A 26,000-nucleotide genomic window follows, 5' to 3' on the forward strand; every position below is an offset into this window, starting at 1 on the left:
GCTGTGGTTTTGCTGGGTCGAGGGGGGTCATCTGGAGCTTCATGTGGGTCGAACCTGCGCCGGGGGCGGTCCATGGCGGTTGAGGCCAGGCTCCTGGCGGCCCTGCTCGCCCTCCAGGAGGGTGGGCGGGCGTGCACGACGACTTCTTCGAGTTCGTCGTCGAGAGCCTGCGGCGACTGAGGACTTTTGAGGAACGATTGTTCTTGACTGATCGTTCCTCAAAAGTCTATCGTCGTGGCATGGGCAGGCGAAGGGCGTTCGACGAGGACGAGGTGGTGCGCGCCGCCGTGGGGTTGTTCGGTGGCCGCGCGTACGACGGGGTGTCCATCGACGACCTCGTCACCCACCTCGGCGTGCACCGCAACAGCCTGTACAAGACGTTCGGCAGCAAGCGCGGCCTCTACCTGGTCGCCTTGCGTCGCCACCTCGCCGACGACGTTCGCCCCTTGGTCGAAGCGCTCGCCGCGGCAACGGATGCCGCGACCGCGCTGCGGCTCGTCGTGTCGGCCGACCTCGGTCTGCTGCTGCTCGCGGCGGTCGAACGGGCACCGGTCGACGAGGAGGTGGCCGCCGAGGTGGCCGCGGCGTTGGCCGCCGTCGACCAGGCGATCGCCGACGCGCTCGGCATTTCCACCGCCCTGGCCGCCGCCCTCACGGCTGCCGCACTGGGCATCCTCCTGCGCGGCAACCCCGACGGTGTCGGCACCGCGCTGACCCAACGCCTCGATCCTCTCAACTGACAAGGAAACAGACATGGCACTGGTCCACATCGACGGCGACGACCTCGTTGTCGTGATCGAGGGTCTCGACAAGCTCTGGGCCCTGAAGAGCAGCCTGACCATCCCGCTGGTCAACGTCCGCGGCGCGACCGAGGATCCCGGCATCGCCGCCGACCCCAAGGGAATCCGAGCGCCGGGTGCCCACGTGCCCGGCGTGATCACGGCGGGCACGTTCCACCTCGACGGCGAGAAGGTCTTCTGGGACATCAAGGATCCGTCGAAGACCGTCGTGATCGAACTCGCCGACGAGCGCTACGCCCGCCTGGTCCTCCAAGTCGACAACCCGCGCGCGACCGTCGCGCTGGTCGAGAACGCCCTGCGCTGAAAGAGGCAGACCGATGTTCCCCCAGGCCGCCGCGATCGTGATGTCGCTGGCCGTCGTGACCGCCACCCCGGCCGAGGCGACACCCCGTCTCGTGCCCGCCGCCGACCGCGAGGTCGTCTTCACCGTCGATGGGACGGCGACGTACGGCACCCTGCACGTTCCCGCGCACCGTGCCGGGCAACGATTGCGCGCCGCGCTGCTGCTGCCCGGCAGCGGACCCACCGACCGCGACGGCAACCAACCACGCACGTCCCCGAACACCCTGGCGCAGGTGGCCGACGTGCTCGACAGCGACCGGGTCGCCACGCTGCGATTCGACAAGTACGGCACCGGCCGCACCGGGCTCGGCGCCTATCATGACCACCCGGAAAAACTCGACTACCCGGCGTTCGTCCGTCAGGCAAAGGCCGCCTACGAGTCGTTGCGCGATCAGCCGGAGACCGACCCGCACACGCTGATGGTCGTCGGGCACAGCGAGGGCGCGATGACCGCGCTGCTGCTCGGCGGCACCGTCCACCCGCGCCCGACCGGCCTGGCACTGCTGCAACCGCAGGCGATCCGCATGCTGGACCTGGTCGCGCTGCAACTGCACGCCCAGATCGCCGAGGCGACCCGGCAGGGTCAGTTCACCCCGGAGCAGCAGCGCGCGATCGACGCGGCGATCGACGCCGCCGTCACCGCTCTGCGCGAACACCGACCGGTCGACACCACCAACCTGCCGCCCGCCATCGCCAAGCTCTTCGAGGCCTTCCAAGGGGCGAGCGGCCGGTTTGTGATCAGCGACGACGCCGTCTACCCGCCTGACTCCGCCGCGGCCCTGCGGCCGGGGACCAGGGTGCTGCTGACCTGCGGCACGAACGACGCCCAAGTCCCTTGCGCTACAACGGATGCCCTGACCGCCGCCCTACGCCGCGCGCACGTCGGCGGACCGGGCCGGGTGCCACTGCTCGGAGTGGACCACCTGCTGCACGACGCCGACCACCCGAATACCCCCGCCCCGGCTGTGCTCGACGCCTTGCACCGGTTCGCGGGGCGCTGAGGTAGACCGAGGACGAAAGCCGCAGGCGGGGCCGCTCCTTCCCCGATCGACGGTGCTCCTCCGGACGCCGACCGGGAGCCCTGGGCGACAGCATAGAGGAGCGGGCCGAACGCTGATAGTAGGCGACCCGAGAGACCGGGCGCGCAGCGCGACGGCGAGACACCCACGGTGACGGCGCAGTCTTCGCCGCTCCGCGAGGGTCGCAAATGGTCTGCGCTGTCATTCTGTGCTGTCAACGCGCGCCCGCGGGCGATCACTGGAGGGGGTATTTCCCCAGGTGGGAAAGTGGTAGGGCGCCCGGGGCTCGAACCCGGAACCTACGGATTAAAAGTCCGCAGCTCTGCCAATTGAGCTAACGCCCCTCGCAACAGCAAGGGTACAGAGATTACCGCCCAACCCGCGACGCCTACATCACCGGTAAGCGGCCAGACCCGTCAGCGCCTCCCCCAGCACCAGCGTGTGAATCTCTTGGGTGCCCTCGTACGTCAGCACAGACTCCAGGTTGTTCATGTGCCTGATCACAGGGTACTCCAGGGTGATTCCGTTCCCGCCCAGGATTGAGCGGGCCTGGCGGGCGATGTCCAGGGCGGCGCGTACGTTGGCCAGCTTGCCGAAGCTGATCTGCCGGGGCTCCAGTTGGCCGGCGTCCTTCAGCATGCCCAGATGGAGGGCCGTGAGCTGGGCCTGGGCGGCGCCGACGTACATCCAGGCGAGTTTCTCCTGTGTCAGCTGGAACGCCCCGATCGGCTTGTCGAACTGGACCCTGGTCTTCGCGTAGATCACCGCGGCCTCCAGGCAGGCGCGGGCGGCGCCCACGACGCCCCAGACGATGCCGAAGCGGGCCTCTGAGAGGCAGGAGAGGGGGCCGCGGAGGCCGGTGACGCCCGGGAGGGCGGCGGAGGCGGGCAGGCGTACGTCGTCGAAATAGAGGGACGAGGTGACCGAGGCCCTAAGGGACAGTTTCTTGTGGATCTCAGGGGCGGAGAAGCCGGGGGTGGAGGTCGGTACGACGAAGCCGCGGATGCCTTCGTCGGTCTGCGCCCAGACCACGGCGACGTCGGCGATGGAGCCGTTGGTGATCCACATCTTGGAGCCGTTGAGGATCCAGTCGGATCCGTCTTTCTTGGCATAAGTCCGCATATTGGCGGGATCGGAGCCGTAGTCCGGCTCCGTCAGGCCGAAGCAGCCGATGGCCGAACCGGCCGCCATCCGCGGCAGCCACTCCTCTTTCTGCTCGTCGGAGCCGTACCGCCAGATGGGGAACATGGCCAGCGAGCCCTGCACCGACACGAAGGAGCGCAGTCCCGAGTCCCCGGCCTCGAGCTCGCGGCACGCCACCCCGTACGACACCGCGTCCGTCCCGGCGCAGCCGTACCCCTGCAGATGCATCCCCAGCAGCCCGAGGGCGCCGAGCTCGGGCGCGAGCTCGCGCGCCGGGAAGACCGCCTCCTCGAACCAGTCGCCCACGTGCGGCAGGACGCGGTCGGAGACGAACGACTTGACCGTGTCGCGGATCAGCCGCTGGTCGGCGTCGAGCCGGTCGTCCAGGCGGAGCAGGTCGTCCATCGCGGGTCCCTTCATCACATAGGGGGCTACCAGGGTTCTACCAGGGGGAATCCTGATGTGCTAACACCGGGCCCACGGGCAGTCTTGAGACATGAGCGAATACAACGTCAAGAAGCTGCGTCGGACCCACAAGGGCAGGATCATCGCGGGCGTCTGCTCCGGTATCGGCGAGTTCGTCGGGATCGACGCCAACCTGGTGCGCATCGCGCTTGCGATCGCCACGCTGTTCGGCGGGCTGGGCGTCGGCGTGTACGCGATCGGCTGGCTCCTCATGCCCGAAGAGGACAGCGACACCTCCATCGTGCAGGACCTCATCCACAAGCAGCAGGACCGTAGCAGGACGGACTGGAGCGGCGAGCAGAAGCCTCAGTCGTGATCAAGCCGCGGCGGGCACGCGTTCGCGAGGCTCGGTCCAGAACAGGGCCAGCACGGCCGCGCAGATCAGGCCGGTGAATCCGGCCAGCGCGACCACCGGCTCAGGACCGAGTCTCTCCGCCGCGAACCCGCCCACCAAGATCCCGATCCCCTGTACGGACATCAGCCCCGACTGCACGAGGCCGAACGCCTGGCCGCGACGTTCGGCCGGCACCTGCTGGACGAAGGCGGCATTGGCCGCGAGCTGGTACGCCCCGCCGACCCCCGACAGCACCCATGCGGCGAGCACCACCTCCAGCGGCGGATACAGCGCTGTCACGATCAGGGGCGCGCAGCTCAGCATGGCCAGCCACCCCATGAGCCGCAGCCGCCGCGGCGGTGGCACGAACCTGCTGAAAAGGAACGCCCCCAGCACCGTCCCGGTCGGCATCGCCGCCATCAGCAGCCCGGTGATCACCGGAACCGGCAGTGTCCACGTGGCGAACAGGGTCCCCGTGGACAGCTTGGCCGCGTACGGCACGGCGATGCCCTCAGGCAGGATGTAGAAGCCGCACAACCACGCGAACAGGACGAGCGTCCGCAGCTTCCGCGACCCGAACACGAGCCGGGCTCCCGCCGCGGTCATCGTCCACATGGACGGTTTCGAGCCGTCGTGGCTCGCGGAGGGCCGGCGCCGTACCCCTGACACGAGGATCAGCGCGGAGCCGAGGAACGTCGCCGCGTCCAGAGCGAGCGCCCGGTAGGGGCCCATGGTCGCGATCGCCGCTCCGCCCGCCGCGAAACCGAGCATCTGTACGGCCTGATTCGTCATGTTCTGAATCGCCGAGCCGATGACGTACCGGTCGCCTTCGAGCACCTCGGGCAGCAGCGCCGCCCGCGCGGCCGAGAACGGCGCGCTGAGCAGCACCACCAGGAACACCAGCGCGCACAGCGCCCAGAACGGCATGCCCGGCACCGCCATCGCGGCCACCAGCGCGGCCCGGATCAGGTCGCAGGTCAGCATCACGGCCCTGCGCGCGAACCGGTCCGCCAGCCCGGCCAGCAACGGCCCGCCCACGATGGACGGGAGGTACGTCAGCGCGTAGACGGCCGCCGTGGCCAGCGGTGACTGCGTGCGGTCATAGACGAGTACGGCGAGTGCCACCTGGGCGAGCTGGTCGCCAAGGAGGGAAAGGCCCTGCCCGTACCAGAGTGCTCTGAACTCCCTGAGTGCGATGACTTCCCGATATGTGGCGTGCCCTTCAGCACGGCGATGCCGTCCCGGCGGACGACCTGCCCGCATGGCCCCCATTGGACTCCGCTGTGCCTGACTTACAGTGTTCGCTACGTCACCTAAGGTGCCCGATCATTATGGCAAGCCGCAACCCAAAGAAGTCAACCAAAAGCAAAGGGTTACCAGCCCAGCTCGTGAAGTCTAGCGTCGTCGATGCCGAAGTGATGGCCGACCTCGTGGATGACCGTGATGCGCACCTCGGCGACGACGTCTTCCTCCGTATCGCAAATCTGGCATATCGGATTGCGGTAGATCTCGATGCGGTCGGGCAGGACCCCTGAGTACCAGTCGCCGCGTTCCGTGAGGGGGACACCGGTGTACAGGCCGAGCAGGCGGGGCTCCGGCGGGTCATCGACGACCGTGACGACGACATTGCTCATGGCGCGCGTGAGGTCCGGGGGGATCGTGTCCAATGCCTCGGCCACGAGTTCCTCGAACTTCTCCCGCGTAACCTCGATCACACTTGCCATTCTGCCCCGTCCTTCGGGTAGGCAAGAAAGCGTATGAAGTTCGTTCACAGGTCAAAGGCAGTCATTCAGTCCAGGGTGGCGAAGGGCGCGGCGGTGCTCCTCGTGGCCGCGGTGGGTGCTTGGCTGGGCATCTTCCTCAGCGGCACCGTACGAGCTCAGATCGGGCCCGTGGAGACCGGCATGTCGCTCCGGCCGGCCTGGAGCGGCGAGACGATCGTGGACGCCAGCCCGCTCGGCACGCTCACGTTCCGCACGCACGACGCGCCGCTGCGGTTGCGCATCACGCTCGAGAACATCGACCAGGAACGCGCCAAAGCCCTCATAGAGGACCCGCGCCTGGCCGACCGCCTGCCGGGGCTCATCGAGGACGACCTCCTCGACGGCGTACGCGCGCTGGTGATCCGCTCGCTGCTCTGTGCGGGCGCCGGGGCGCTGATCGCGGTCCTGATGGTCTTCAGGCGCCCCAGAGTGGCCCTGATGGGCCTTCTGGCCGCCTCCGTGGCGCTGGCGGGCACGGGGGTCCTCGCGGCCCTGACGTTCCGCCCCAGCTCTCTCGTCGAGCCCCGCTACTCGGGCCTCGTCGCCGCCGCGCCGTCGCTCGTGGGCAGCGCCGAGTCGATCGTCTCCCGTTTCGAGTCGTACCGGTCGCAACTCACCAAACTCGTCACGAACGTCTCCAAGCTGTACGACACGGTCTCCACCCTGCCGTTGTACGACGCCAACCCCAAGACCATCCGGGTCCTGCACGTCTCCGACATCCACATCAACCCCATCGCCTGGAACGTCATCCGCTCCCTCAAAGACCAGTTCAGCGTGGACATGGTCATCGACACGGGCGACATTTCCGACCACGGCACCAAGGCCGAGAACAAGTTCGTGGACGAGATCGGCCGCCTCGGGGTCCCGTACGTGTACGTACGCGGCAACCACGACTCGATGACCACCCAGAAAGCGGTCGAGAAGCAGAAGAACTCCATCGTCCTGGACGACACCACCGAGACCGTGGCAGGCCTGAAGATCTACGGCCTGGGCGACCCCCGCTTCACCCCGGACAAATCCGTGGCCGCCGACTCGGACCCGACCGTGCTCGGCGACTACGCCCGCTCCCACCTCGCCAAGGTGAACAAGCCGGACGTGATCGCCGTACACGACCCGGACGTCGGCAAGGGCTTCTCCGGCGCGACCCCCATGATCCTCGCCGGCCACACCCACGCCCGGAAGACGTCCATGCTCCCCTCGGGCACCCGCCTCCTCGTCCAGGGATCGACCGGCGGCGCCGGCCTGCGCGCCCTCGAACACGCCCAGCCCACGCCCGTCCAGGCCTCTGTCCTGTACTTCGACAGGGAGACGAAGCGCATGCAGGCATGGGACGACATCACGCTGGGCGGGCTGGGGGAGCAGTCGGTGTACATCCAGCGTCACGTGGAGCCCGACCCACAACGTATGATTTCCCCGGAGCCAACGAACGCCCCGTCGCCAACGGGACCGATCTCTGGCACACAATCGCCGTCCGCCGGTAAGCCACTTTGGCATCAGGGGCAATCGTCCCCTATGCTTCAGAGGTCTCCGACGGAAGGCGACAGGGAATCCTGAGCCCCCATCGTCTAGCGGCCTAGGACACCGCCCTTTCAAGGCGGCGGCACGGGTTCGAATCCCGTTGGGGGCACTGCGAGCGGTTAGCGCACCGGAAAACGGCTGGTCGAAGACCACCGAAAAGCTGGTAAGCTAAACGAGCGCAAACGGAAAGAACAGCAAGAAACGCAAGGTCCTGTAGAGCAGTTTGGAGTGCTCGCCACCCTGTCAAGGTGGAGGTCGCGGGTTCAAGTCCCGTCAGGACCGCTCTGGGTCAGGTAGCTCAGTTGGTACGAGCGTCCGCCTGAAAAGCGGAAGGTCGGCAGTTCGACCCTGCCCCTGACCACCATTATTTACCAGCAAGAATGCCCCGCCCATGATCACATGGACGGGGCTTATTTGTGTCTGCGTGTCTAACTGCATGACTACGGTTCCGGAGCGAGCGGGAAGATCTCATCCATCACCGTCGCGCCTTCCTGCATGACGGGTCGGATCTGCTTGCGGTAGACCATCTCGATCACGAGGGTGTTCGTGTGGCCGACCAGCCGTGAGATGTGCTCGATCGGGACGTCATGAGCTGAGAGCAGCGAGACGAAGCTGTGCCGCAGTTCCCGGGGAGTCCATTCCGCCGGGTTGATGCCCTCAGCGCCGTTGAGGGCGATCCGGAAGTCCCGCCGACGTTCTCCGCAGTCATGGCAGTGCACCGGGCGGTTGGCGTTGAAGCCGTGGCGTGCGGCGAAGCCCGGCCAGCGGGGGTCGTCGCGTTCGCCCTCGGCGGAGGGCAGCCCGTGGCGAGCGCTTGGTCGCGGGTGAGCAGGGCCCGCTCGGCGTGGGGCCAGCAGCCCGTCCGGGTCACCCAGTCGCGTTCGATGTCGTCTTCGGGACAGTCGAAGTCGCCGACGTACATCAGCACCGCGAGGCGCGGTGCTCCCTCGTAGAGACGAATTGCCCCACCCGTGATAGGCCCTTCTGGCCTGCGGCAACACATCTACTTTGCGGCTCATCGCACTGACCCGAATGGAGGGCCTTGATCACGCGTTCGAGCTACTGGACGATGACAAATACTGGATCGCCTGGCATGGCCGGGCTGCAACTGGGGGACTGTGTATGGGCGAGTGGCAGCGCTATGTGGACGACAATCTGATCGGCTCCGGCAAGGTCAACCGGGCGGCAATCGTCGGGCTGGACGGCGGAATCTTGGCTGCGTCCGAGGGATATAAGCTCAGTGCTGCCGAGCAGAGTCAGCTCAGCAAGGAGTGCAGGGCCGTGTTCAGCGGCGGAGAGGACCAGGTCGGCGGTCTTGTGCTGGCCGGCAACAAGTTCCTCACCTCTGGGGGCGACGAGCGCTCCCTCTTCCTCAAGGCCACTCACTCCATCAACTACGATCCCAGACACGCCGGTGCGATCGTGGTGCAGACGAAACAGTGCATCATCGTCGCGGAGTATGACGCCCCACTCCAAATGGCGGAATCGATTCCCGTCGTCGAGTCTCTTGCCGACGAACTGATCAACGCCGGGTACTGATCACCAGAGTGGGCCCCTGTGGCTGGATCTGCCGCCTGCTCTGTTCAGGCGTGCTGGCCCCCTTGCGCTCTCCACTGGGGCCCGTGTCATGGGCCCAGCGACCTCCTCGGCGCTGCGTTGTGGGTGAGCTTGATCGGCTTGTTGCCCATCCTTGTTGGTCGTCCCAGGGAAAGTGGGAGAGGATATGCGGTTTCTGGAGCGGGAACGCGCCACTATGGCGAAGCTGCTGCCGGGGCTGGACGAGAGCCTGCGGGCGGTATCCCTCATGGAGCTGGAGGGCCCGGACAGTCCCGGCATCCAGCTGTTCCGTGACAGCGGCGGTCCCGGGCTGCTGGCGCCGATTGCCCAGCGCGGGCTGGGAGCCACCGCCTTGGACGCTCTGCGGGTGCAGCGTGCGCTGGGCAGCAGGACACCGTCGCTGGCCGTGGCCACCATCTTGCACCACTTCTCGATGGCCACCCTGGTCGGTCTGGCCACCCCCGACGATGGCCAGGAGTCGATGCTTGTCGCGGGGGTGGCCGCCGGCAACCAACTCGTGGCGTTCGGCTTCGCCGAGGAGCGCCCCGGCGCCGGAATCCTCTCCCCGATGACCGCCACGGCGGGGCCCGACGGGCTGTCGGTCAGCGGGAGGACGCGCCCGTGCAGTCTGGCCCGGTCGATGGACCTGCTCGCCGTCAGTGTCATGGTCCCCGGCTGGGGCGACGACGGCGGCGAGGTACCGGCGGTGGCGCTGGTGTCCGCAGAAAGCGAGGGTGTAAGCGTCGGCGGGGCGGGGGCGGACAGCGAGCAGGTCACTCTCGACGACGTCCTGGTGCCGCCGGAGCTGCTGGCGCAGGCCTCGGCCCCCGACGGGCGGCCGGAGGTCATGCTGACCGCGGGCTTCGCCTGGTTCCAGCTGCTGATGACGGGCAGCTACCTCGGGGCCGCCAGCGCACTGGTCGAGCGGGTGCTGCTCGACAACCGGCTGCCCGAGTCCGAGCGGGTCCAGCTGCTGATGGAGGCCGAGGGCGCGATGTCGGCCGCGGAGGGCGTCGCCCGCCGGATCGACGACGGCGGCCCGGACGAGTCGACGCTCGCCGACTCGCTGTACGTCCGGTACTGCGTGCAGGACACCCTCTCCCGGGTGGTTCCGCGCGCGGTCGAACTGCTCGGCGACCTCGACTCCATGGCCTCCGACGAGGTCGGCCACCTCGCCACCTACGCCAACGGGCTGGACCTGCATCCGCCGACACGGGACCGGATGACCGGTCCGCTGGCGGCGTACCTGGCCGACGGACCTCTCACCATCGCCTGATCCCAGGCGTCCTCGCCCCGGACCACGACCCCACGAACTGACCGGTTGCGGAGCCTGGGCCGGTCAGTTCGTGGGGTCGTGGATGATGCGATGGATGGTGGAGCGGCCCATGCTGTAGTCGGTGGCGAGGTCTGTGAGGGAGACCTCGCCCTCGGCGTAGCGGCGGCGGATGGAGCACCGGGCGGGTTCGGGCAGTTTGGGTTGCTTGCCTTTGAGCTTGCCGACGCGGGGGAGAAGGCTCGGTTGCAGGCGGTGCCTCGGGCGCGGCGGGAGCGCGAACCGCAGTGCGGCGCGGCAGGCCCCGCCGCAGGACCGCTCGAATACGACTGAAAGGGGCCGCGTTCACCGGAAACTGCAAGTCAGGCGACGGGGCCGGACGCCGAAGTTTCTCTTCTGGATGACCGTGCCCGGCATGGGGTCGGACTGCCTTCCACGGCTGGCCTACGGCGCAGACCTGGGAGTACGTCATTCCGGGAACGGGACAGCGTCAAAGTTCTGTCCGGTCAGTGCTCCGGCGCAGCCCACGTCTGCCGTATTCCAGCGCCACCCCTACAGCGGGAGTACCGCGACGACGTCGAGGGGGTTGTTCCACGCGGTTGTGCTTCCTCTCGCTACTACCCTTGAGGAGCTGGAGATACGCCACGCGCGTCAAATAGCCCTCGCCGTCGTTGTCAAACTGCTCGAAATCCTCAAACAGCTTCTCGGCGCGCTCTTCTGCCAGCGTCATGATTGTCACCCGTCCTTTTCTTCTGAGGGGTCGCTGTAGTACTCAAACTAAAATGTCGCGCGGCTACTGCTGCCGGCACCCCTCTGACGACCTCGCCGGACTCGCACGATCTCCGCCCGTGACCGCGCTGATGCGAGCGCTCTGGCTTGCGTCTACGCGTGGCCAGAATCGCGCGCGAGCGCTTCCAATCGCGCGTCGCGCGCCGGGGATGGGGTCGCAAAGCTCCTCGGAGCGCTTAGAAGTGCTCTCCGATGCCCGTTTCTCAATGTGAAGGGGTCGTGGAACCGGCCGGTTCGGAGCGCCTGTGCCAAGCGCACGCCCACGAGTAGGGGTACCGGTAAGAATCAAGGCACACGGCCCAAAGCGACAGTGCGTGACCGGGAGCTCCGGGACGGCTTGACATAAAGCACTTAGCGGGCAACGCGACGTGGGAAAACGCGCCCCGCAGCGTTGTCACGGCCGCGACCGCCGCACTCATCCCCCGACTGTCCTGACCGAAACTCGTGTCTGCGCTGGGCTCAAGTCACCTGCTGTGACCTGGGGAGTCTGCAAGACTGCTGTAAGGCCACCCGGTCGTGATCACAACTGGTGAGCACGGCCGGGTGGCGTCGGGGAGTCTCACAGACCTCCTCCGCGGGCCTGTGCACGACGTGAATGCTTTCATCGGATTCGCTCGGTCGGGAAAGGCGGATCATGCCGTTCGCTCATGCCGGTTGACACCCGTCCGGCCATCAAGAAGACTCCCATTATGCAAATAACCCAAGTTTGGGAAGAACAGTGGACGACCGGCTGGACAACGCTCACTCCGTCTGAGCTATACGGCGAGTATTATCTCCTGTCGTACAAGAACGGGTCGGGAAACGCGGATCTCAGCAAGTTCCACAAGGACGGCTCATACAGCGGGATATGGCAGCAGGGGTGGACCGCGGGGTGGACGACACTCACTCCGTTCGAGCTATACGGCGAGCCGTACCTCCTGTCGTACAAGAACGGGTCGGGAAACGCGGATCTCAGTAAATTCCACAAGGACGGCTCGTACAGCGGGGTATGGCAGCAGGGGTGGACGGCGGGGTGGACGACAATCGTCCCCTTCAAGGCGTACGGCGAGTATTATCTCCTGTCGTACAAGAACGGGTCGGGCGAAGCGAGTCTTGACAAGTTCGGCAGGGACGGCTCGTACAGTGGAGTATGGCAGCAGGGGTGGACGGCGGGGTGGACGACACTCACTCCGTTCGAGCTATACGGCGAGCCGTACCTCCTGTCGTACAAGAACGGGTCGGGAAACGCGGATCTCAGTAAATTCCACAAGGACGGCTCGTACAGCGGGGTATGGCAGCAGGGGTGGACGACGGGGTGGACGACAATCGTCCCCTTCAAGGCGTACGGCGAGTATTACCTCCTGTCGTACAAGAACGGGTCGGGCGAAGCGAGTCTTGACAAATTCGACCAGGACGGCTCGTACAGCAATGTGTGGCAGCAGAACTGGGCGACGGGGTGGACGACGCTCGCTCCGTTCGAGCTGTATGGCAAGTGTTATCTGCTGTCCTACCAGGCGGAAACGGGAACTGCGGACCTGAGCAGGTTTGATTTCGACGCTGAGGCGGCGTCCGGTCAGCCGGTGCCGTCTGTGACGGCGAAGGGGATTTACGAAACGCTGAAATAGAGGCGAGGGTGTCGCGGTGACACGGCAAGATGGTCACCATGAGTAAGCATTCACGGCCTGTGCGTTTCGGGTTCTGTTGATCGCGCTGTGTGATCGTTCAGAGGTGTGCAACGGTACGACCGGCTCCGGAACGTCAGGTGGTGAATGCTCACCCTCTTTGGTGGAGTGACTGAGTGACAACCGCGGCAGACGATCAGGGACGTTGACGGACGCTTGCGGATGGTCGGGGCCTGGTCAGCGGCGTCATGAGCCCGGCGGGAACGGGTGCTCGGCTTGCCTGAAAAGCGGAAGGTCGGCAGTTCGACCCTGCCCCTGACCACCAGCATTGAACAGCCAAGATGCCCCGAAGCGAGAAACGCTCCGGGCGTTTTCGTGTTTGCGGCGGCAATGTCGCCACCTCCGCTGGCAGGCTGATATTCGTGTGGTTACTTCCCTGGCCTGTGGCGAAAGATCCTGATTACGGCACGGTGTTGCCCAGAGCGCTTCGGACCGTTCGTGCCGTCGACACAGCCACGATGATCGAGTTGTTGCGAGAGACCTCAGGTTCCGCCAAGCCGCAGGCCACCGAGCTTCTGGCCGCTCACCTTGCTCCGGGAGGAACGCACTATGTGATCCCTTGGCCACGTAGGCCGTGGGATGTGCCCGTCGAAGGCTGTGTCTCTGCGGCCGTGGTGCTCAGGATGAACGACGGTGCGCTCATCAAGAGCGGACTTCACAGGGCTGTGCCCATGACGCGGTTCCAGCAGCTTCCCAAGACGCTGTCACGGTGGGAGGAGTATCGGACAGCGCGACGTGCGAAGGGCATTGGGCGGGACTTTCATCGGTGGTCCCGTGATCACCGGCACGACCACAGCTGCGAGCACCCGCGCTGCGTTGAAGAACGTGCAGGCCACTGCTCCTGCTTCACGTTCATGGAAGACATGCGGACAGCGCGTGACCGGCCCGCCGGATTGGAACGTGGTTCGGCGCAGGAGGCCGTAAGGATCTTGATGGCCATGGGGTTCATGGAGATTCGAGCCGACAGCCACCTCGTGAAGCGCGCGTTGGCTGCCGGGGAGACGGACACGGCTCTGGGACATCTGGAGCACATGCGCATGATCGCGGACGTGTGTCACAACCTTCCGCAGGATTTGTTCCCCAAGAGGCGCAAGATCCGTGAGCGGAAGGCGATCGAGAGCCTCCGATTCCACCTGCGGGAACTTGATCCGGACGATCGTGCTGCTCAGTGGGTCGTGGGGCAGCTGGAAGCTCAGGGATTCGACTACGTTCGTGTTCTCCGGGATCGGACCAAATGGAAGCACGCACAGTGACGGCGTGCTGCCCAGCCGGGAAGCGGTTGGCTGTCCGAGGGCTTTGCCCAGTTTGCACGGGGCGGTATGGCGCTGGGGCTGCGGAGCTGAGCCACCGCCCGAAACCGGCAGCCGTCAACCGGGCACAGAGCTGAACGACTGAGGCGTCACCCTCGGAGGGCGGCGCCTCAGCTCGTTTCCAAGGTTCCTTGCTCAGGCCATGACGGCACCCCACGCCATCGCCGGGCTTCGCCGTTACGGGCACCCCGTCATCGCGAGGATCGCCCCGCGTTCGCAGACTCGAGGGCCATCGTGGCGAGGTGGCGGCCGATGCCGTACGTGTCGGTGTCCTGCACGTTGCTGAGCACGACTACCTCGATGTCGTCATCGGGCAGGTACATGTTCATCGCCGCGTAGCCCTGGAGAAGTCCGTGGTGGTATCGGAGCCGGTGCCCGTGGAGCCGGTCGACGGCCCAGCCGAAGGCGTACGCGGTCGACGGCAGGGTGAGACAGCCGTTCGGGGGACACGGGAACTGTGGCGTGAACGCCTGCTTGACGGTGGCGGGCGGCGCGACCAGATCCGCGCCGAACGACCGGTCCCAGCGGGCGATGTCGTCCACGGTGGAGTAGATGCCGGTCGCGGAGAACGCCTGGGAGCCGTTGGTGGGCGGGGCCGGTGATCCGACCGTGAAGTAGCCCTTCGCGTACCCGGCGGGCGGATTGCCCCGGCTGTAGCCGGTGTGCCGGAGGTGGAGCGGGCCGGTGATCTCTTCATGCAGGACGGTGCCGTACGGCTGGTGCGTCACCGCCTGGATGATCGCCCCGGCCAGGACGTAGCCGCCGTTGCTGTACTTCCAGTTGGTGCCGGGCTTGAAGTCCAACGGCCTGTGTACGAATCGCTGGATGAGCGCCCGGGTCGTGGTCGGTTGTGAGAGCTCGGCATAGAAGCCCGGCAGATCCTGGATGTTGACGATGCCGGACGTGTGCGTGAGGATCTGGCGGATCGTGACGGGCCGCCAGGCCTGCGGGCAGGTCTCGATGTATGCCGGGATGAGATGCGGGCAGATCGGGTCGTCCAGGCCGAGCAACCCGCGGTCGCGCAGCTTCAGCATGAGCATCGAGGTGAACTGCTTGGTGACCGAGGCGATGCGGTAGACGGTGTCGGGCCGGTTGGGGATGTGCCTCTCCTCGTCGGCCGCGCCGGCAGCGGTACGCAGCAGCACCTGCCCACGCCGTATTACCAGCACCGAGCCGGTGAACTGCTCCTTCTGGGCCAGGTCCCGGACGTACTCCCGCATCGCCGCGGCGATCCGGTCGCCCCGCGGCGCCGGCACGGTGGCCAGCGGATCCGGATTCTGGTTCTGAGGTGCTCGGCTCGTGACGGCGGATGCGGCGATGGCAGGAGCGCCCGCGGGCATGACCCCACCAGTCAGCGCGGCACCGACCGCAAGAACCCAGGCGATATTAGGAAATTTGGACATATTATCCCCCCGGAACGTATCAAAGTCCCGAAATATGGGCGTTTCTCCGAAGCGGGTGATTGTCGGTAGAGAGCGCCAGGTGGACTATTTTCGGGGGGTTGGTTTCCGTGCGCTGGAGCCGCAAACGGCGGTCGAAGTCTTTTTCCTTATGCATGTCCCTTCGCTCAGGCAGCGATGGTGCTGTGGCGTTCGAGCGGTACCATGCCCCGCCATATGTCGTGGTGACGACCGATACGTTTTGGAATGCAGGATGGCTGTTCGAGGTTTTTTGGTCCTACTGGCAGCAATCGTCATATATGTGTGGGTAAGGTCGAAGCCCATGGATTCGACAGCCGAAGTTCCTCTTGATCGGCGGGGGCGGTCAGGTGCTCGGGGGCTGCCTTGATGCCGAGGGCGTCTTCGTGAGTCGAGCCGACGGAGAGCGGCAAGCCTGTGACGGTTGAGATCCTGGGGGGCGTTCCTGCTCAGCGATTACGCGCCTACCTCGCTTTCGTCCTGATCACCTTCTGGACTGTGGCGGCACTGTCCTAAGTTGGTTCGCGTGGACGGTGGGGGTCGGATCTATCGGTATGTGGGACCGGCCGACGTGAAGGCTGCGGTCCGGCCTGGTAGCGAAGGCTGTTCCATCCGTTCGGGGGCTGACTTCGACAGGTGGGTCGCGGAGAGGTCGGCGGCGGAACTGGCCGAGCCGTTCACCTTCGTGGTCGACACGGACGGCACATTGCGGCTGGCGCCACGCCGCAGCGAGCATGTCGCGTGTGCCGCCGGCAGCCCGGTACTGAGCGCCGGAGAGATCGGGTTCAGCCGTGAGGACGGACGCTGGGTGGTCGGCGAGGTCAGTAACCAGTCGACCGGGTACTGCCCGGACACGAGTTCATGGCCGGCGGTCTCTCAGGCTCTCGATCGGGCCGGTCTGAGATGTCCGTCCGGTTTCACGAACGAGGTGGTGTTCCGGCGCTGCCTCGCCTGTCGGGAGCGCAACATCGTGCGAGAGGACGACTTCGTCTGCGTCTTCTGCGGGAGCGACCTGCCTGCGCTGTGGAACGTGGACCCGTTCGACAGTGCCCGGGAGTAAATCGACCGTTAGGCGCTTCGCCAGGCGTCGGTGATGCAGGACTCCTCAAAGTGCCACCAGCCGTCTGCTCGGCCGCGTGTCAGCAGCGCCTTGATCTGTCCAAGGTCTGCGTCAGCGGGCACGGTGACGGCGATCAGAGGAAGCTCTGAGCTGAAGGATTCCCCGCCCAGGCCGAACGGGGCCAGCCGCTCGTGCACAGCCTGTGCGCTGCGTCCCAGCGGTCCGTCGGGCACCGGCAGGACTCGGATCGTGCAGTTGCCCGACGCTTCCACCCGCTCGCAGGCCCGGTGAAGCCCCTCGTCGTCGGTGACGAAGCGCACTACGTCGCCCTCGGCGACCCCGTCCTGCAGGAACGGGGCGTTGACCACACGGGCGGTGTCCCCGCTCAGGCGCATGGCCCAGAGCCCTTCGGCGTCGTAGGGAAGCCAGCCTTGCCGGGGCACGAACTGGAACCACACCTTGATCAGGTCTGGTGCGGTGGGGAGACGTTCGGAAGGGGCGGCAGAGATCATGTCCACTCGTCCTTTAGGGCCAGGCTCGTCGCGAATCCCGGTCCGCAATGAAGTGTTCGAATGCGCTAGGGAAGGTCGGCAGATGTCTCATGCTTGCTGGTCGGGCTGGACGATGAGCGTGTAGTCGACGCCTGTGCGGAAGCTGCCGGAGGAGCCACGGATAGTCAGGTTGTGACGGCCGGGCTTCAGCGATGGGAGGCGCACCCAGACGCCACAAGCGTAGAAGGTGGCGGTTCCCTCCTCGCCGCTCATGGGATTGCCCGCTACACGTGTCACGGTGACGTTGTCGTCTTCCATCCGTTCTGGCGTGACCGCCTTGCCGTCAAGAGTCGCCTTGCCTGTCGCCGTGGCCATGAACCTTTTGCATTGCTGCTCGGTGCAAATCTGATTCACCAGCGGGAAGACCACTGGCCGTCCCGCAGGAACTCTGCACGTCCGATTGACGGTGCCGCCGAAGGTCCCAGCGAGAAACCACACGTCATCGGGCTGGTTTCGGTCGCAAAACTCCCCGGTTGTGTCCGTCACAGGGTTCGTACTCTCCTCTTCGGAAGCCGCCCACGTCCACCAACGTCCCTGGATGTTCTCCGACGCCGCGACCTTCGGTTTCGAGGACTCGACGCCGGCCGTGCCGGTGCCCTGGGCCACCCCACAGCCGGCGACGAGACCGAGGACCAGCAGAAGCGGAATGGCGGATCTGAGTGACATGCGAAGATCATAGACTCGGCCGGTAAAGAGCGATCACCTCATGCTGCGTCTTAAATGGCCTGCACTGCAAAGCAGGCGGATATCCAAGGGGAAGCTGTTCTGGATTCGTGGCTGTTCCGTCAAGCCTGTCGACGTGGCGAAGAAATGGAAAGAGAGGGTGAAAGTCCTTTCGACTGGTCAAGGGGCCCGAATGGGCGCTGGGGAAGGCCATGACGGTCGGCTGGGCAGCCGCGGCGGTCCGGCTATGAGGTGGTGCGGAGGACGATCTGGGAGATGTGCTGATGGGATAGGCCGAGCACGCTGTGCGGGCGGCATTGCGGAGGGCGTCGCGCTCGGCCTGCTCGCGTGGTCCGCGGTTTCTCTCCAGGTCGCGCCCTGGACCCGGAGGATGTGGCCGCCCGGGAGGTTGTCGACGGTGGCGGTCCAGCGCTTGCCGGTACGAGTGAGGGTGGCGTGGTGCGTGGTCGTCGACTTGGGGGTTCGAGTGGATCGAGGTCTTCGGGGAAACTGACGCGTACGCGATGAGCAGAAGATGCCAAGTGGCCCGGTTGTGGCAGGGCGCATCAACCGTTCGGTGGATTTTCGGGTCAGCAGCATTCACCGGAGAGCATGGCCGGCAGATCGATTCGGTCCGGGGGCGGGAAAACGATGCTTGAGCCATGGCAGTCATCGAAGTCACAGACCTCCGCAAGAAGTACGCGGACCTGACGGTTCTGGATGGGGTGTCGTTCTCCGTGGAGGAGGGCGAGATCTTCGGCATCCTCGGTCCGAACGGCACCGGGAAGACCACCACCGTGGAGTGTGTGGAGGGGCTGAGGCGGGCCGACAGCGGGTCGATCAAGGTGCTCGGGCTCGACCCGGTCAAGGACGGGCCCGGGGTGCGTGAGCAGATCGGGGTGCAGCTCCAGGACACGCAGCTCCCCGAGAACATCAAGGTGTGGGAGGCGCTCGACCTGTACGCCTCCTTCTACGCCGAACCGCGCGACTGGCGGGAGCTGCTGGAGGAGTGGGGGCTGGCGGACAAGCGCAACGGCCGGTTCGGGAAGTTGTCGGGTGGGCAGAAGCAGCGGTTGTTCATCGCGCTGGCTCTGGTGGGCAATCCGCGGGTGGCGTTCCTCGACGAGCTGACCACGGGGCTCGACCCGCAGGCTCGCCGTACCACCTGGGAGCTGATCAAGCGGGTCCGGGCGAGTGGCGTGACGGTGGTGCTGGTCAGCCACTTCATGGACGAGGTGGAGGAGCTCTGCGACCGTGTGGCCGTCTTCGACCGCGGGCGGGTGGTCGCGCTCGACACCCCGGCCGGGCTGGTCGACGGGATCGACGCCGAGCACCAGATGCGGTTCACGCTGATGGCGGGGGACATGGTCGAGCTGGGTGGGCTGCCCGGGGTGACCGGCGTGAACAGGACGGGGGATCGGGTGGTCGTCACGGGCAGGGGAGACTTCGCCACGGCGGTCACCGCGCAGCTCGCCCGTCATCACGTCCTGGTCAGCGATCTGCGCATCGACAAGCGCACCCTTGACGATGCGTTCGTCGCGCTGACCGGCCGTTCGTTCGACGGTCCCTGACGTCCGTCTCCCTGATGTCCGCCCCCAGGCCGCTGAAGGTCCTGGTTGGTGGACCCGCCGACGACCGAACGTCTCATCCACTGACGGAGGAAGATCATGACCAAGCTCGCCATAGTCGAACTGAAGCTGCTGACCCGCGAACCCGGAGCGATGTTCTCGCTGCTCATCCCGCTGTTCATCATGGTCGTCTTCGGAAGCTCGATCGGCCCGGGCGACACCGTGCTCCTGCCGATGGCGCTGGCGATCGCCGTGGGGCTCGTGGGCCTGTACATGCTGCCCACCACCATGGCCACCTACCGCGAGCGCGGCATCCTGCGCAGGCTCTCCATCACACCGGTACGCCCGGTGAACATGCTGGTGGTCCAGTTGCTCCTGCAGCTCGTCCTCGCGCTGACCGCATGCGCCCTGCTGGTGACGGTCGCCGGCACCGTGCTGAAAGCCCACCTGCCCGCCCAGGTGCTGCCCGGTGTGCTGGTCTTCCTGCTCGGTACGGCGGCCATGTTCGCCATCGGCCTGCTCATCGCGGCCCTGGCCAAGAACGGCCGAAGCGCCAACGGGATCGGGGTCCTGCTGTACTTCCCGATGGCCTACCTCGCCGGACTCATGCAGCCCGCGGAGCAGATGCCCGCTTTCGTGGCCCGCATCGGGGAGTTCACCCCTCTGGGCGCGTTCCGGCAGAGCCTGCGGGACGTCTGGGAAGGCGGCGCTCCCAGCCCGCTGCTGCTCGCCGTGATGGCCGCGTACGCTGTGGTCATCAGCATGGCCGCGGCCAAGTTCTTCCGCTGGGAGTAGTGAGGTATGACCGGGCGGCTCGACCGATGGGAGCGGCTGCTGGAGCGCCAGATGGCGGCCGCTCCGTACGTTCTGCTAGGGACCTCCACAGTGCTCTCCCTGCTGACCGGCGAGACGGGCGGCAGGCCGTGGGTCATGCTCGCCCTGGCCGCGCTCGCGGCCGTCTGGATCTGGCTGGTGCCCCGCGGCGTGGCGTACGTGGCCGGGCTGGTGGTGCTGATCGGAGCGCTCTGTACGCAGGGGCTGTGGTTCGCGAGCTTCTTTGGTTTCGCCGGATATCTCCACTCGTGGCAGTACCTGAAGGGGAAATGGCGGTTTGTCGGGGTGACCGCCACGGCGGCGATCAGCGTCGCGACCTACAACGGCGGCCTGCCCGACCCCACGCCGACCGGGATCCTCGCCTTCCTGTTCTTCACCGCCGCCATCGTGGCCCTGGTCGGCCTGTTCAGCTTCGTCGGCGAGATCACCGCCGAGCGGAGCGCCGAGCGCAAGCGGATGGTGGCGCAGCTCGAAGCGACCATGAAGGAGAACGCCGGACTGCACGCCCAGTTGCTGGTCCAAGCCCGCGAGGCAGGCGTTTTCGACGAACGGCAGCGCATGGCGGCGGAGATCCACGACACGCTCGCCCAGGGCCTCACCGGCATCATCACCCAACTCCAGGCGGCGCACCGGACCGAGGAGTGGCGGCGACACGTGGACAACGCGATCCGGCTGGCGCGGGAGAGCCTGGCCGAGGCCCGGCGCTCCATGCACGCGGTGGGGCCGGGGCAACTGGAGGCGGCGCCGTTGCCCGACGCGCTGGCGGAGGTCGTCGCCCAGTGGGGGGAGCTCAATGGGGTACGTGCGGATCTGACCATCACTGGTACGGTCCGTCCCATGCATCCGGAGGTCGAGGAGACGCTGCTCCGCACCGCGCAGGAGGCCCTCGCCAACGCGGCCAAGCACGCCGGCGCGTCCCGGGTCGGGCTGACCCTGTCGTACATGGAGGATGTGGTCACCCTGGACGTGCGTGACGACGGCGCCGGGTTCGACCCCGAGCGGGTCGGCGACGGCGGCGGCTTCGGCCTGACCTCGATGCGGAAGCGGGTCAGCCGGGTGGCGGGCACGCTGGAGATCGAGTCCGAGCCCGGCTTCGGCACGGCGATCTCCGCGAGCGTCCCGGCGGTGGCCCGTGGGTGAGACCGTGATCCGGCTGCTGATCGCCGACGATCATCCCATCGTCCGTGACGGCATCCGTGGCATGTTCGCCGGCGACCCCGACTTCGAGGTGCTCGGCGAGGCCGGGGACGGCGCGCAGGCCGTCGAGCTCGCGCGGGCGCTCGACCCCGACGTGATCCTCATGGACCTCCGCATGCCCAGGATGGACGGCGTCTCGGCCATCAAGGAGCTCGCCAGGCTGGGCATCGCGGCCCGCGTCCTCGTACTCACCACCTACGACACCGACCGGGACGTCCTGCCCGCCATCGAGGCCGGAGCCACCGGCTACCTCCTCAAGGACACCGGCCGCGACGAGCTCGTCCGCGCGGTCCGTACGGCGGCGCGGGGCGAGGCCGTGCTCTCCCCGTCGGTCGCCACCCGGCTCCTCGGCCAGGTTCGCGCGCCCGCCGACCCGCTGAGCGCCCGGGAGCTGGAGGTCCTCCAGCTCATCGCCGACGGCGCGACCAACCGCGAGGTCGCCACGCGCCTGTTCATCAGCGAGGCCACGGTGAAGAGCCACGTGCTGCACATCTACACGAAGCTCGGCGTCAACGACCGCGCGGCCGCCGTGGCCGTCGCCTTCCGCCGCGGCCTGCTCACCCTCGAGAACGGCTGACCAGAAGTCCGTTCGTGAGAGAGCGCTCTCTTGACAATGGGCGTGATGTTGCCGGATTGTTTCCGTAAAGCGACAGCCGTGGATCGGATGAGGTAATCAGTATGGTCCGCACCCCCCATTTCAGAGTGTTATTCACCGTCGGCGCCGTTCTCGTCGCGCTGCTCGCCCCTCTGGTGGGCACTGCCGGCGCCGCCCCCGCCCCCGGGCCGCTGGTCTGGTCCGACGAGTTCAACGGAGCCGCGGGCAGTGCCGTCGACCAGTCGAAGTGGCGCTTCGACATCGGCGGCAGCGGCTGGGGCAACAACGAGCAGCAGTACTACACCGACAGCACCCGCAACGCCGCCATGGACGGCGCCGGCAACCTCGTGATCACCGCCCGCCGCGAGAACCCGGCCAACTACCAGTGCCACTACGGCACCTGCCAGTACACCTCCGCCCGCCTGCTCACCGCCGCCACCTTCACCAGGGCGTACGGGCGGTTCGAGGCGCGCATGAAACTGCCCCGCGGCCAGGGCATCTGGCCGGCCTTCTGGATGCTCGGCGACAACATCGGGCAGGTCGGCTGGCCCGGCAGCGGCGAGATCGACATCATGGAGAACATCGGCCGCGAGCCCAGCACCGTCCACGGCACCATCCACGGCCCCGGTTACTCCGGCTCCGGAGGCATCGGCGCGCCGTACTCGATCGGCGGCGTCTTCGCCGACGCGTTCCACACCTTCGCCGTCGACTGGTCCCCGAACCTGATCATCTGGTACGTCGACGGCGTCGAGTACCAGCGCCGGACGCCGGCCGACCTCGGCGGCAACCGATGGGTCTTCGACCACCCGTTCTTCATGATCATGAACGTGGCGGTCGGCGGCTACTGGCCCGGCTACCCCGACGGCACCACGACCTTCCCGCAGACGATGTCCGTCGACTACGTCCGCGTCTACGCCCCGCCCGCCAGCGGCTCCGGCGGCCGGATCACCGGTATCGGCGGCAAGTGCGTCGACGTGGCCGGCGCCGCCACCGCCAACGGCACCGCCGTCCAGCTGTATGACTGCAACAACACGGCCGCCCAGAGCTGGACGTGGAACGCCGACGGCTCGGTACGCGCGCTCGGCAAGTGCATGGACATCACCGACGGCGCCACGGCCAACGGCGCGAAGGTGCAGCTGTACGACTGCAACGGCACCGGCGCCCAGCGCTGGACCTACGACTCCGGCACCGGCCGGATCGTCAACCCCCAGTCCGGCAGATGCCTCGACGCGACCGGCGCCAGCTCGGCCAACGGCACCCGGCTGCAGATCTGGGACTGCGCGGGCAGCGCCAACCAGACGTGGACCCGCTCCTAGGGTAAAGGGCTTCTCCCGTCCAGGGAGGAGCCCTTTATAAATGCCGGAATTGACGAGAACGCGCTCTCTCAACAGGCGCGCTAGGCGAAGATGCCGGTCACTCCCTAGTCTGGTCCTCCCCGGGAGGACGGAGGGAGCCGGTGGAGCTCCGGGAGATCGAGATCTTTCTGACGCTGGCCGAGGAGCTGCATTTCGGCCGGGCCGCCGAGCGGATGTACCTGTCCCAGTCGCGCGTGAGCCAGACCATCCGCGCCATGGAGACGCGCGTGGGCGGCCGGCTGTTCGAGCGCTCCTCCCGCCGCGTGCGGCTGACCCCGCTGGGCGAGCGGCTGCGCGACCGGCTGCGGCCGGGGTTCGAGCAGATCCACCTGGCCCTGGCCGAGGCCCGGGAGATCGCGTCGGGGATCACCGGCGTGCTGCGGGTCAGCCTGCTCAACTTCGCCGCGGGCGGCCCGGCGTTCTCGGAGATCGTACGGGCGTTCACCACGGCCCATCCGGGCTGCGAGGTCGTGGTGTACGAGGCGTTCCCCGGCGAGGCGCTGGGCCGGCTGCGCCGTGCCGAGCTGGACGTCGTCGCCCACTGGCTGCCGATCCGCCGCCCGGACCTGGTCGTCGGCCCCGTCCTCATGCGCGACGATCGCGCGCTGGTGGTGCGGGCCGGGCATCCGCTGGCCGAACGCGGCCACGCCACCGCCGAGGACCTCGGCGACCACCACGTGATCGACGCCGAGGGAATGGTCCCGGCCGAGACGCTGGAGGCGCTCTACCCGCCGCTGACCCCGGCGGGGCGCCCGATCGGCCGCCGCCACCGGGAGGGCCGGATGATCGAGGTGCTGTCGCTGGTGGCCCGCGGCGAGATCGTCCATCCGACGGTGGCCTCGCTGTCCGACTACTACACCCATCCCGGGGTGTCGGTGATCCCGCTGCGCGGGCTGCCGTCGTTGGAGAGCGCGCTGGTGTGGGCGGCCGAGCGGGAGACGGCGGCGGTCCGCGCGTTTGCCGAGGTGGCCGGGCGGCTCAGCGGGGCCTCCAGCGCCTGGCCGGCCACGGGCTCGCCGAGCTGAAACACCAGCCAGATCCGCGTACGGTCACGCAGCACCGCGGGCTCGGCCAGCGGGTCGCCGTCCACCACGACCAGGTCGGCGAGCTTGCCGGGTTCGACGGTGCCCAGGCGCTCGTCCAGCCCGAGGGCCCGGGCCGCCGTGGCGGTCGCCGCGACCAGCGTCTCGGCGGGGCTCATGCCGTGCCGGACCATGCGTACGACCTCGACGGCGGCGTCGGAGAACGGCTGCCAGTCGTGGCCGAGCGCGATCGGCACGCCGGCCGCGCGGGCCGCGGCGAGCGTACGGCCGGCTTCGACCAGGTTGTGCTCGGCGAGCTCCACCAACGGCGGCGTCCACGCTCCATGAGAGCCGTCCCCGGAGAAATGCTCGGAGAGGCCCGCGACGCCGTAGTAGCACGACAGCGTAGGCACGAGGATCTGCCCGGCCGCGGCCATCATGTCCAGCAGGTCAGGCCGCCGGTGGAGGTACATGCCGTGCTCGACGGTGTCCACGCCGTGCCTGATCGACAACTCCGTGCCGGGCAGGCCCTCCGCGTGCGCCGCCACCCGGTACCCGAGCCGGTGCGCCTCGTCCACCAGCGCGGCCATCTCCTCCTCGGTCACCTGCGCGGGCCGCGGGTCCTCCAGCTCGACCGAGCGCGCCCCGGTGGACATGATCTTGATGAAGTCGGCGCCCCGCCGCACCTGCTCGCGCACGGCCTTGCGCACCTCGTCCGGCCCGTCCGCCTCCCGGTACATCCCGTCGAAGAACCGGCCGCCGGGCGCGGTGGCCGACACGATCCGGCCGCAGGTCAGCAGCCGCGGCCCGCGGAAGGCCCCGTACCGCATCGCCTGGCGAGCCGTGACGACCGCGTCGCCGTACGAGCCGACGTCGCGCAGCGTCGTGAACCCCATCCGCAACGTCTCCCGCAACCGCGCGGCCAGGAAGTGCGCGGTCACGTCCGGCCACAGCGGCTCGGCCCCCTCGGCGGGCGCGGGCGGCGTTGCGAACACGTGCGCGTGGGCGTCGATCAAGCCGGGCAGGACGGTACGGCCCGCCACGTCGACGACCTCCGCCCCGTCGGGCACACCGTCGCCGGCCCGCCCGACCAGCCTGACCACGCCGTCCCCGACGAGGATCCCGGCGGCCGGCCGGACGGGGCCGCCGGTCCCGTCGAACAGCTGGGCGTTGGTCAACCAGAGACGGCCGGGGCGGCAAGGGGGATCTGAGAGTCTCATGCTCTTCATCGTTCGCCGATGCCCGCGCCGGAACAACGACGGACCGCTCACCCCATCGATGAGCCAGACTCATCGCTGGCATGCGGAGATAGCCTTTGTCCGCCTCCTGCGCGGCTGCCCACAATGACCGGCATGAACAGAATCAACTACTGGGCCGTAGGGGCCGCGGCGGTCGCGACGCTCGTCGCGAGCTCCGTCTACTACATGGTTTTCGGCGGGGTGTGGGCGTCGCTGCGCGGCGTGGCCACCGCCGCGCCGCAGCCCTGGGAGCTCGCGGGGCAGCTTGGGAGGAACCTCATCGAGGTGCTGGTCATGGCCGTGCTGTTGAGCCGGTTCCGGATCCGCACGCGGCGCGAGGCCGTGGGGTTCGGACTCCTGGTGTGGCTCGGGTTCCAGGCCATGATGATCGCTGGTTCCGTCCTGCACGAGTCGTACCCGGTGGGGCTGTACGTCCTGCACGTCGGCGATGCCCTCATGACCACCCTCCTGGTGGTGTTCATCCTCTCCACCTGGCGCCCCGTGACCTCCTGAGATCCGGGGCCG

At 67.5% G+C, this 26,000-nt stretch carries 25 protein-coding genes, 5 tRNA genes and 1 pseudogene; 21 read left to right on the plus strand and 10 right to left on the minus strand.

All coding sequences use genetic code 11. The features are described 5' to 3' along the window. Positions 1-131: 131 nt before the first annotated feature. The 3 genes from ACIHFD_RS47220 to ACIHFD_RS47230 are packed head-to-tail and all read left to right on the plus strand — an operon-like array spanning position 132 to position 2,143. Positions 132-740, plus strand: coding sequence for a TetR/AcrR family transcriptional regulator (locus ACIHFD_RS47220; RefSeq protein WP_397372471.1), 609 nt, complete (start codon positions 132-134; stop codon positions 738-740). A gap of 13 nt (positions 741-753) precedes the next feature. Then, a complete protein-coding gene (locus ACIHFD_RS47225; protein ID WP_397372472.1) occupies positions 754-1,104 on the plus strand; it encodes a hypothetical protein in 351 nt (116 codons plus the stop codon). A gap of 13 nt (positions 1,105-1,117) precedes the next feature. Beyond that, complete coding sequence (locus ACIHFD_RS47230; RefSeq protein ID WP_397372473.1) at positions 1,118-2,143, plus strand: hypothetical protein; 1,026 nt, start codon at positions 1,118-1,120, stop codon at positions 2,141-2,143. Between the two features lie 286 nt (positions 2,144-2,429). On the opposite strand, the gene ACIHFD_RS47235 is transcribed toward ACIHFD_RS47230, so the two are convergent. Further along, positions 2,430-2,505: transfer RNA gene (locus ACIHFD_RS47235), tRNA-Lys, on the minus strand. 49 nt (positions 2,506-2,554) lie between these two features. Next, positions 2,555-3,709, minus strand: a complete 1,155-nt coding sequence (locus tag ACIHFD_RS47240) for an acyl-CoA dehydrogenase family protein (RefSeq protein ID WP_397372474.1) — start codon at positions 3,707-3,709, stop codon at positions 2,555-2,557. A gap of 91 nt (positions 3,710-3,800) precedes the next feature. Between ACIHFD_RS47240 and ACIHFD_RS47245 the strand changes: the two genes are divergently transcribed. Further along, positions 3,801-4,085 (plus strand): PspC domain-containing protein, encoded by a 285-nt coding sequence (locus ACIHFD_RS47245; protein ID WP_350737558.1) that lies wholly within the window; start codon positions 3,801-3,803, stop codon positions 4,083-4,085. Here the strand turns inward: ACIHFD_RS47245 and ACIHFD_RS47250 are convergent, their stop codons facing one another. Beyond that, positions 4,086-5,366 (minus strand): MFS transporter, encoded by a 1,281-nt coding sequence (locus ACIHFD_RS47250; protein ID WP_397372475.1) that lies wholly within the window; start codon positions 5,364-5,366, stop codon positions 4,086-4,088. A 110-nt stretch (positions 5,367-5,476) separates the two neighbouring features. Beyond that, positions 5,477-5,827: a metallopeptidase family protein gene (locus ACIHFD_RS47255; protein WP_397372476.1), complete on the minus strand. Its 351-nt coding sequence runs from the start codon at positions 5,825-5,827 to the stop codon at positions 5,477-5,479. 75 nt (positions 5,828-5,902) lie between these two features. Between ACIHFD_RS47255 and ACIHFD_RS47260 the strand changes: the two genes are divergently transcribed. The 4 genes from ACIHFD_RS47260 to ACIHFD_RS47275 all read left to right on the plus strand — a co-directional run bounded on the left by ACIHFD_RS47260 (position 5,903) and on the right by ACIHFD_RS47275 (position 7,748). Next, positions 5,903-7,420 (plus strand): metallophosphoesterase, encoded by a 1,518-nt coding sequence (locus ACIHFD_RS47260; RefSeq protein WP_397372477.1) that lies wholly within the window; start codon positions 5,903-5,905, stop codon positions 7,418-7,420. Then, positions 7,421-7,493: transfer RNA gene (locus ACIHFD_RS47265), tRNA-Glu, on the plus strand. It begins immediately after the preceding gene. A 98-nt stretch (positions 7,494-7,591) separates the two neighbouring features. Next, positions 7,592-7,666 (plus strand) — tRNA-Asp (locus ACIHFD_RS47270). Between the two features lie 5 nt (positions 7,667-7,671). After that, a tRNA-Phe gene (locus tag ACIHFD_RS47275) sits at positions 7,672-7,748 on the plus strand. 76 nt (positions 7,749-7,824) lie between these two features. Here the strand turns inward: ACIHFD_RS47275 and ACIHFD_RS47280 are convergent. Then, positions 7,825-8,103, minus strand: a complete 279-nt coding sequence (locus ACIHFD_RS47280; RefSeq protein ID WP_397372478.1) for a hypothetical protein — start codon at positions 8,101-8,103, stop codon at positions 7,825-7,827. Between the two features lie 289 nt (positions 8,104-8,392). Between ACIHFD_RS47280 and ACIHFD_RS47285 the strand changes: the two genes are divergently transcribed. Together ACIHFD_RS47285 and ACIHFD_RS47290 are read left to right on the plus strand one after the other, a co-directional pair. Continuing rightward, on the plus strand, positions 8,393-8,923 hold the full coding sequence (locus ACIHFD_RS47285; protein ID WP_397372479.1) for a profilin: 531 nt from the start codon (positions 8,393-8,395) through the stop codon (positions 8,921-8,923). 184 nt (positions 8,924-9,107) lie between these two features. Next, the gene (locus tag ACIHFD_RS47290; RefSeq protein WP_397372480.1) at positions 9,108-10,217 is read left to right on the plus strand and encodes a hypothetical protein; all 1,110 of its coding nucleotides are present in this window, start codon (positions 9,108-9,110) and stop codon (positions 10,215-10,217) included. Positions 10,218-10,704: 487 nt separating this feature from the next. Here ACIHFD_RS47290 and ACIHFD_RS47295 read toward each other — a convergent pair whose 3' ends face one another. Next, positions 10,705-10,944: a hypothetical protein gene (locus tag ACIHFD_RS47295; protein ID WP_397372481.1), complete on the minus strand. Its 240-nt coding sequence runs from the start codon at positions 10,942-10,944 to the stop codon at positions 10,705-10,707. A gap of 706 nt (positions 10,945-11,650) precedes the next feature. Between ACIHFD_RS47295 and ACIHFD_RS47300 the strand changes: the two genes are divergently transcribed. The 3 genes from ACIHFD_RS47300 to ACIHFD_RS47310 all read left to right on the plus strand — a co-directional run bounded on the left by ACIHFD_RS47300 (position 11,651) and on the right by ACIHFD_RS47310 (position 13,917). Continuing rightward, positions 11,651-12,607 (plus strand): hypothetical protein, encoded by a 957-nt coding sequence (locus ACIHFD_RS47300; protein WP_397372482.1) that lies wholly within the window; start codon positions 11,651-11,653, stop codon positions 12,605-12,607. A gap of 248 nt (positions 12,608-12,855) precedes the next feature. After that, positions 12,856-12,929 (plus strand) — tRNA-Phe (locus ACIHFD_RS47305). A gap of 193 nt (positions 12,930-13,122) precedes the next feature. Beyond that, on the plus strand, positions 13,123-13,917 hold the full coding sequence (locus ACIHFD_RS47310) for a hypothetical protein (protein WP_397372483.1): 795 nt from the start codon (positions 13,123-13,125) through the stop codon (positions 13,915-13,917). 248 nt (positions 13,918-14,165) lie between these two features. Here ACIHFD_RS47310 and ACIHFD_RS47315 read toward each other — a convergent pair whose 3' ends face one another. Continuing rightward, entirely contained in the window at positions 14,166-15,230 is a 1,065-nt protein-coding gene (locus ACIHFD_RS47315) for a serine hydrolase domain-containing protein (RefSeq protein ID WP_397372484.1), read from the minus strand. A 733-nt stretch (positions 15,231-15,963) separates the two neighbouring features. On the opposite strand from ACIHFD_RS47315, the gene ACIHFD_RS47320 reads away from it, so the two are divergent. After that, positions 15,964-16,452, plus strand: coding sequence for a hypothetical protein (locus ACIHFD_RS47320; protein ID WP_397372485.1), 489 nt, complete (start codon positions 15,964-15,966; stop codon positions 16,450-16,452). Positions 16,453-16,460: 8 nt separating this feature from the next. On the opposite strand, the gene ACIHFD_RS47325 is transcribed toward ACIHFD_RS47320, so the two are convergent. Next, positions 16,461-16,964 (minus strand): DUF4265 domain-containing protein, encoded by a 504-nt coding sequence (locus tag ACIHFD_RS47325; RefSeq protein WP_397372486.1) that lies wholly within the window; start codon positions 16,962-16,964, stop codon positions 16,461-16,463. An 87-nt stretch (positions 16,965-17,051) separates the two neighbouring features. After that, the gene (locus ACIHFD_RS47330; protein ID WP_397372487.1) at positions 17,052-17,669 is read right to left on the minus strand and encodes a signal protein; all 618 of its coding nucleotides are present in this window, start codon (positions 17,667-17,669) and stop codon (positions 17,052-17,054) included. 659 nt (positions 17,670-18,328) lie between these two features. Here ACIHFD_RS47330 and ACIHFD_RS47335 point away from each other — a divergent pair. The 6 genes from ACIHFD_RS47335 (at position 18,329) to ACIHFD_RS47360 (ending at position 24,240) form a co-directional block, all read left to right on the plus strand. Continuing rightward, the gene (locus tag ACIHFD_RS47335; RefSeq protein WP_364261200.1) at positions 18,329-19,237 is read left to right on the plus strand and encodes an ABC transporter ATP-binding protein; all 909 of its coding nucleotides are present in this window, start codon (positions 18,329-18,331) and stop codon (positions 19,235-19,237) included. Between the two features lie 96 nt (positions 19,238-19,333). Continuing rightward, a complete protein-coding gene (locus ACIHFD_RS47340) occupies positions 19,334-20,029 on the plus strand; it encodes an ABC transporter permease (protein WP_363983906.1) in 696 nt (231 codons plus the stop codon). Between the two features lie 6 nt (positions 20,030-20,035). After that, positions 20,036-21,208: a sensor histidine kinase gene (locus ACIHFD_RS47345; RefSeq protein WP_397372489.1), complete on the plus strand. Its 1,173-nt coding sequence runs from the start codon at positions 20,036-20,038 to the stop codon at positions 21,206-21,208. Continuing rightward, positions 21,201-21,842, plus strand: coding sequence for a response regulator (locus ACIHFD_RS47350; RefSeq protein WP_397372490.1), 642 nt, complete (start codon positions 21,201-21,203; stop codon positions 21,840-21,842). The genes ACIHFD_RS47345 and ACIHFD_RS47350 overlap by 8 nt, the downstream gene beginning before the upstream one ends. A gap of 125 nt (positions 21,843-21,967) precedes the next feature. After that, on the plus strand, positions 21,968-23,176 hold the full coding sequence (locus tag ACIHFD_RS47355) for an RICIN domain-containing protein (protein WP_397372491.1): 1,209 nt from the start codon (positions 21,968-21,970) through the stop codon (positions 23,174-23,176). Positions 23,177-23,316: 140 nt separating this feature from the next. Beyond that, entirely contained in the window at positions 23,317-24,240 is a 924-nt protein-coding gene (locus ACIHFD_RS47360) for a LysR family transcriptional regulator (protein ID WP_397372492.1), read from the plus strand. A gap of 11 nt (positions 24,241-24,251) precedes the next feature. On the opposite strand, the pseudogene ACIHFD_RS47365 reads toward ACIHFD_RS47360, so the two are convergent. Next, positions 24,252-25,466 (minus strand): annotated as a pseudogene (locus ACIHFD_RS47365) (amidohydrolase family protein); the annotation flags it as partial. A 123-nt stretch (positions 25,467-25,589) separates the two neighbouring features. Here ACIHFD_RS47365 and ACIHFD_RS47370 point away from each other — a divergent pair. Beyond that, positions 25,590-25,988 carry a DUF1761 domain-containing protein gene (locus ACIHFD_RS47370; protein WP_397372493.1) on the plus strand — a complete coding sequence of 133 codons (399 nt, stop codon included), beginning with the start codon at positions 25,590-25,592 and terminating at the stop codon, positions 25,986-25,988. The last annotated feature ends 12 nt before the right edge of the window (positions 25,989-26,000 follow it).

The organism is Nonomuraea sp. NPDC051941 (assembly GCF_044593615.1).

Bases quoted from the DNA above. Each gene is read 5' to 3' on its own strand.
- ACIHFD_RS47225 (WP_397372472.1), top strand. From the start codon at position 754: ATGGCACTGGTCCACATCGACGGCGACGACCTCGTTGTCGTGATCGAG.
- ACIHFD_RS47230 (WP_397372473.1), top strand. From the start codon at position 1,118: ATGTTCCCCCAGGCCGCCGCGATCGTGATGTCGCTGGCCGTCGTGACC.
- ACIHFD_RS47240 (WP_397372474.1), bottom strand. From the start codon at position 3,709: ATGGACGACCTGCTCCGCCTGGACGACCGGCTCGACGCCGACCAGCGG.
- ACIHFD_RS47245 (WP_350737558.1), top strand. From the start codon at position 3,801: ATGAGCGAATACAACGTCAAGAAGCTGCGTCGGACCCACAAGGGCAGG.
- ACIHFD_RS47250 (WP_397372475.1), bottom strand. From the start codon at position 5,366: ATGCGGGCAGGTCGTCCGCCGGGACGGCATCGCCGTGCTGAAGGGCAC.
- ACIHFD_RS47255 (WP_397372476.1), bottom strand. From the start codon at position 5,827: ATGGCAAGTGTGATCGAGGTTACGCGGGAGAAGTTCGAGGAACTCGTG.
- ACIHFD_RS47290 (WP_397372480.1), top strand. From the start codon at position 9,108: ATGCGGTTTCTGGAGCGGGAACGCGCCACTATGGCGAAGCTGCTGCCG.
- ACIHFD_RS47295 (WP_397372481.1), bottom strand. From the start codon at position 10,944: ATGACGCTGGCAGAAGAGCGCGCCGAGAAGCTGTTTGAGGATTTCGAG.
- ACIHFD_RS47300 (WP_397372482.1), top strand. From the start codon at position 11,651: ATGCCGGTTGACACCCGTCCGGCCATCAAGAAGACTCCCATTATGCAA.
- ACIHFD_RS47310 (WP_397372483.1), top strand. From the start codon at position 13,123: ATGATCGAGTTGTTGCGAGAGACCTCAGGTTCCGCCAAGCCGCAGGCC.
- ACIHFD_RS47325 (WP_397372486.1), bottom strand. From the start codon at position 16,964: ATGATCTCTGCCGCCCCTTCCGAACGTCTCCCCACCGCACCAGACCTG.
- ACIHFD_RS47330 (WP_397372487.1), bottom strand. From the start codon at position 17,669: ATGTCACTCAGATCCGCCATTCCGCTTCTGCTGGTCCTCGGTCTCGTC.
- ACIHFD_RS47335 (WP_364261200.1), top strand. From the start codon at position 18,329: ATGGCAGTCATCGAAGTCACAGACCTCCGCAAGAAGTACGCGGACCTG.
- ACIHFD_RS47340 (WP_363983906.1), top strand. From the start codon at position 19,334: ATGACCAAGCTCGCCATAGTCGAACTGAAGCTGCTGACCCGCGAACCC.
- ACIHFD_RS47345 (WP_397372489.1), top strand. From the start codon at position 20,036: ATGACCGGGCGGCTCGACCGATGGGAGCGGCTGCTGGAGCGCCAGATG.
- ACIHFD_RS47370 (WP_397372493.1), top strand. From the start codon at position 25,590: ATGAACAGAATCAACTACTGGGCCGTAGGGGCCGCGGCGGTCGCGACG.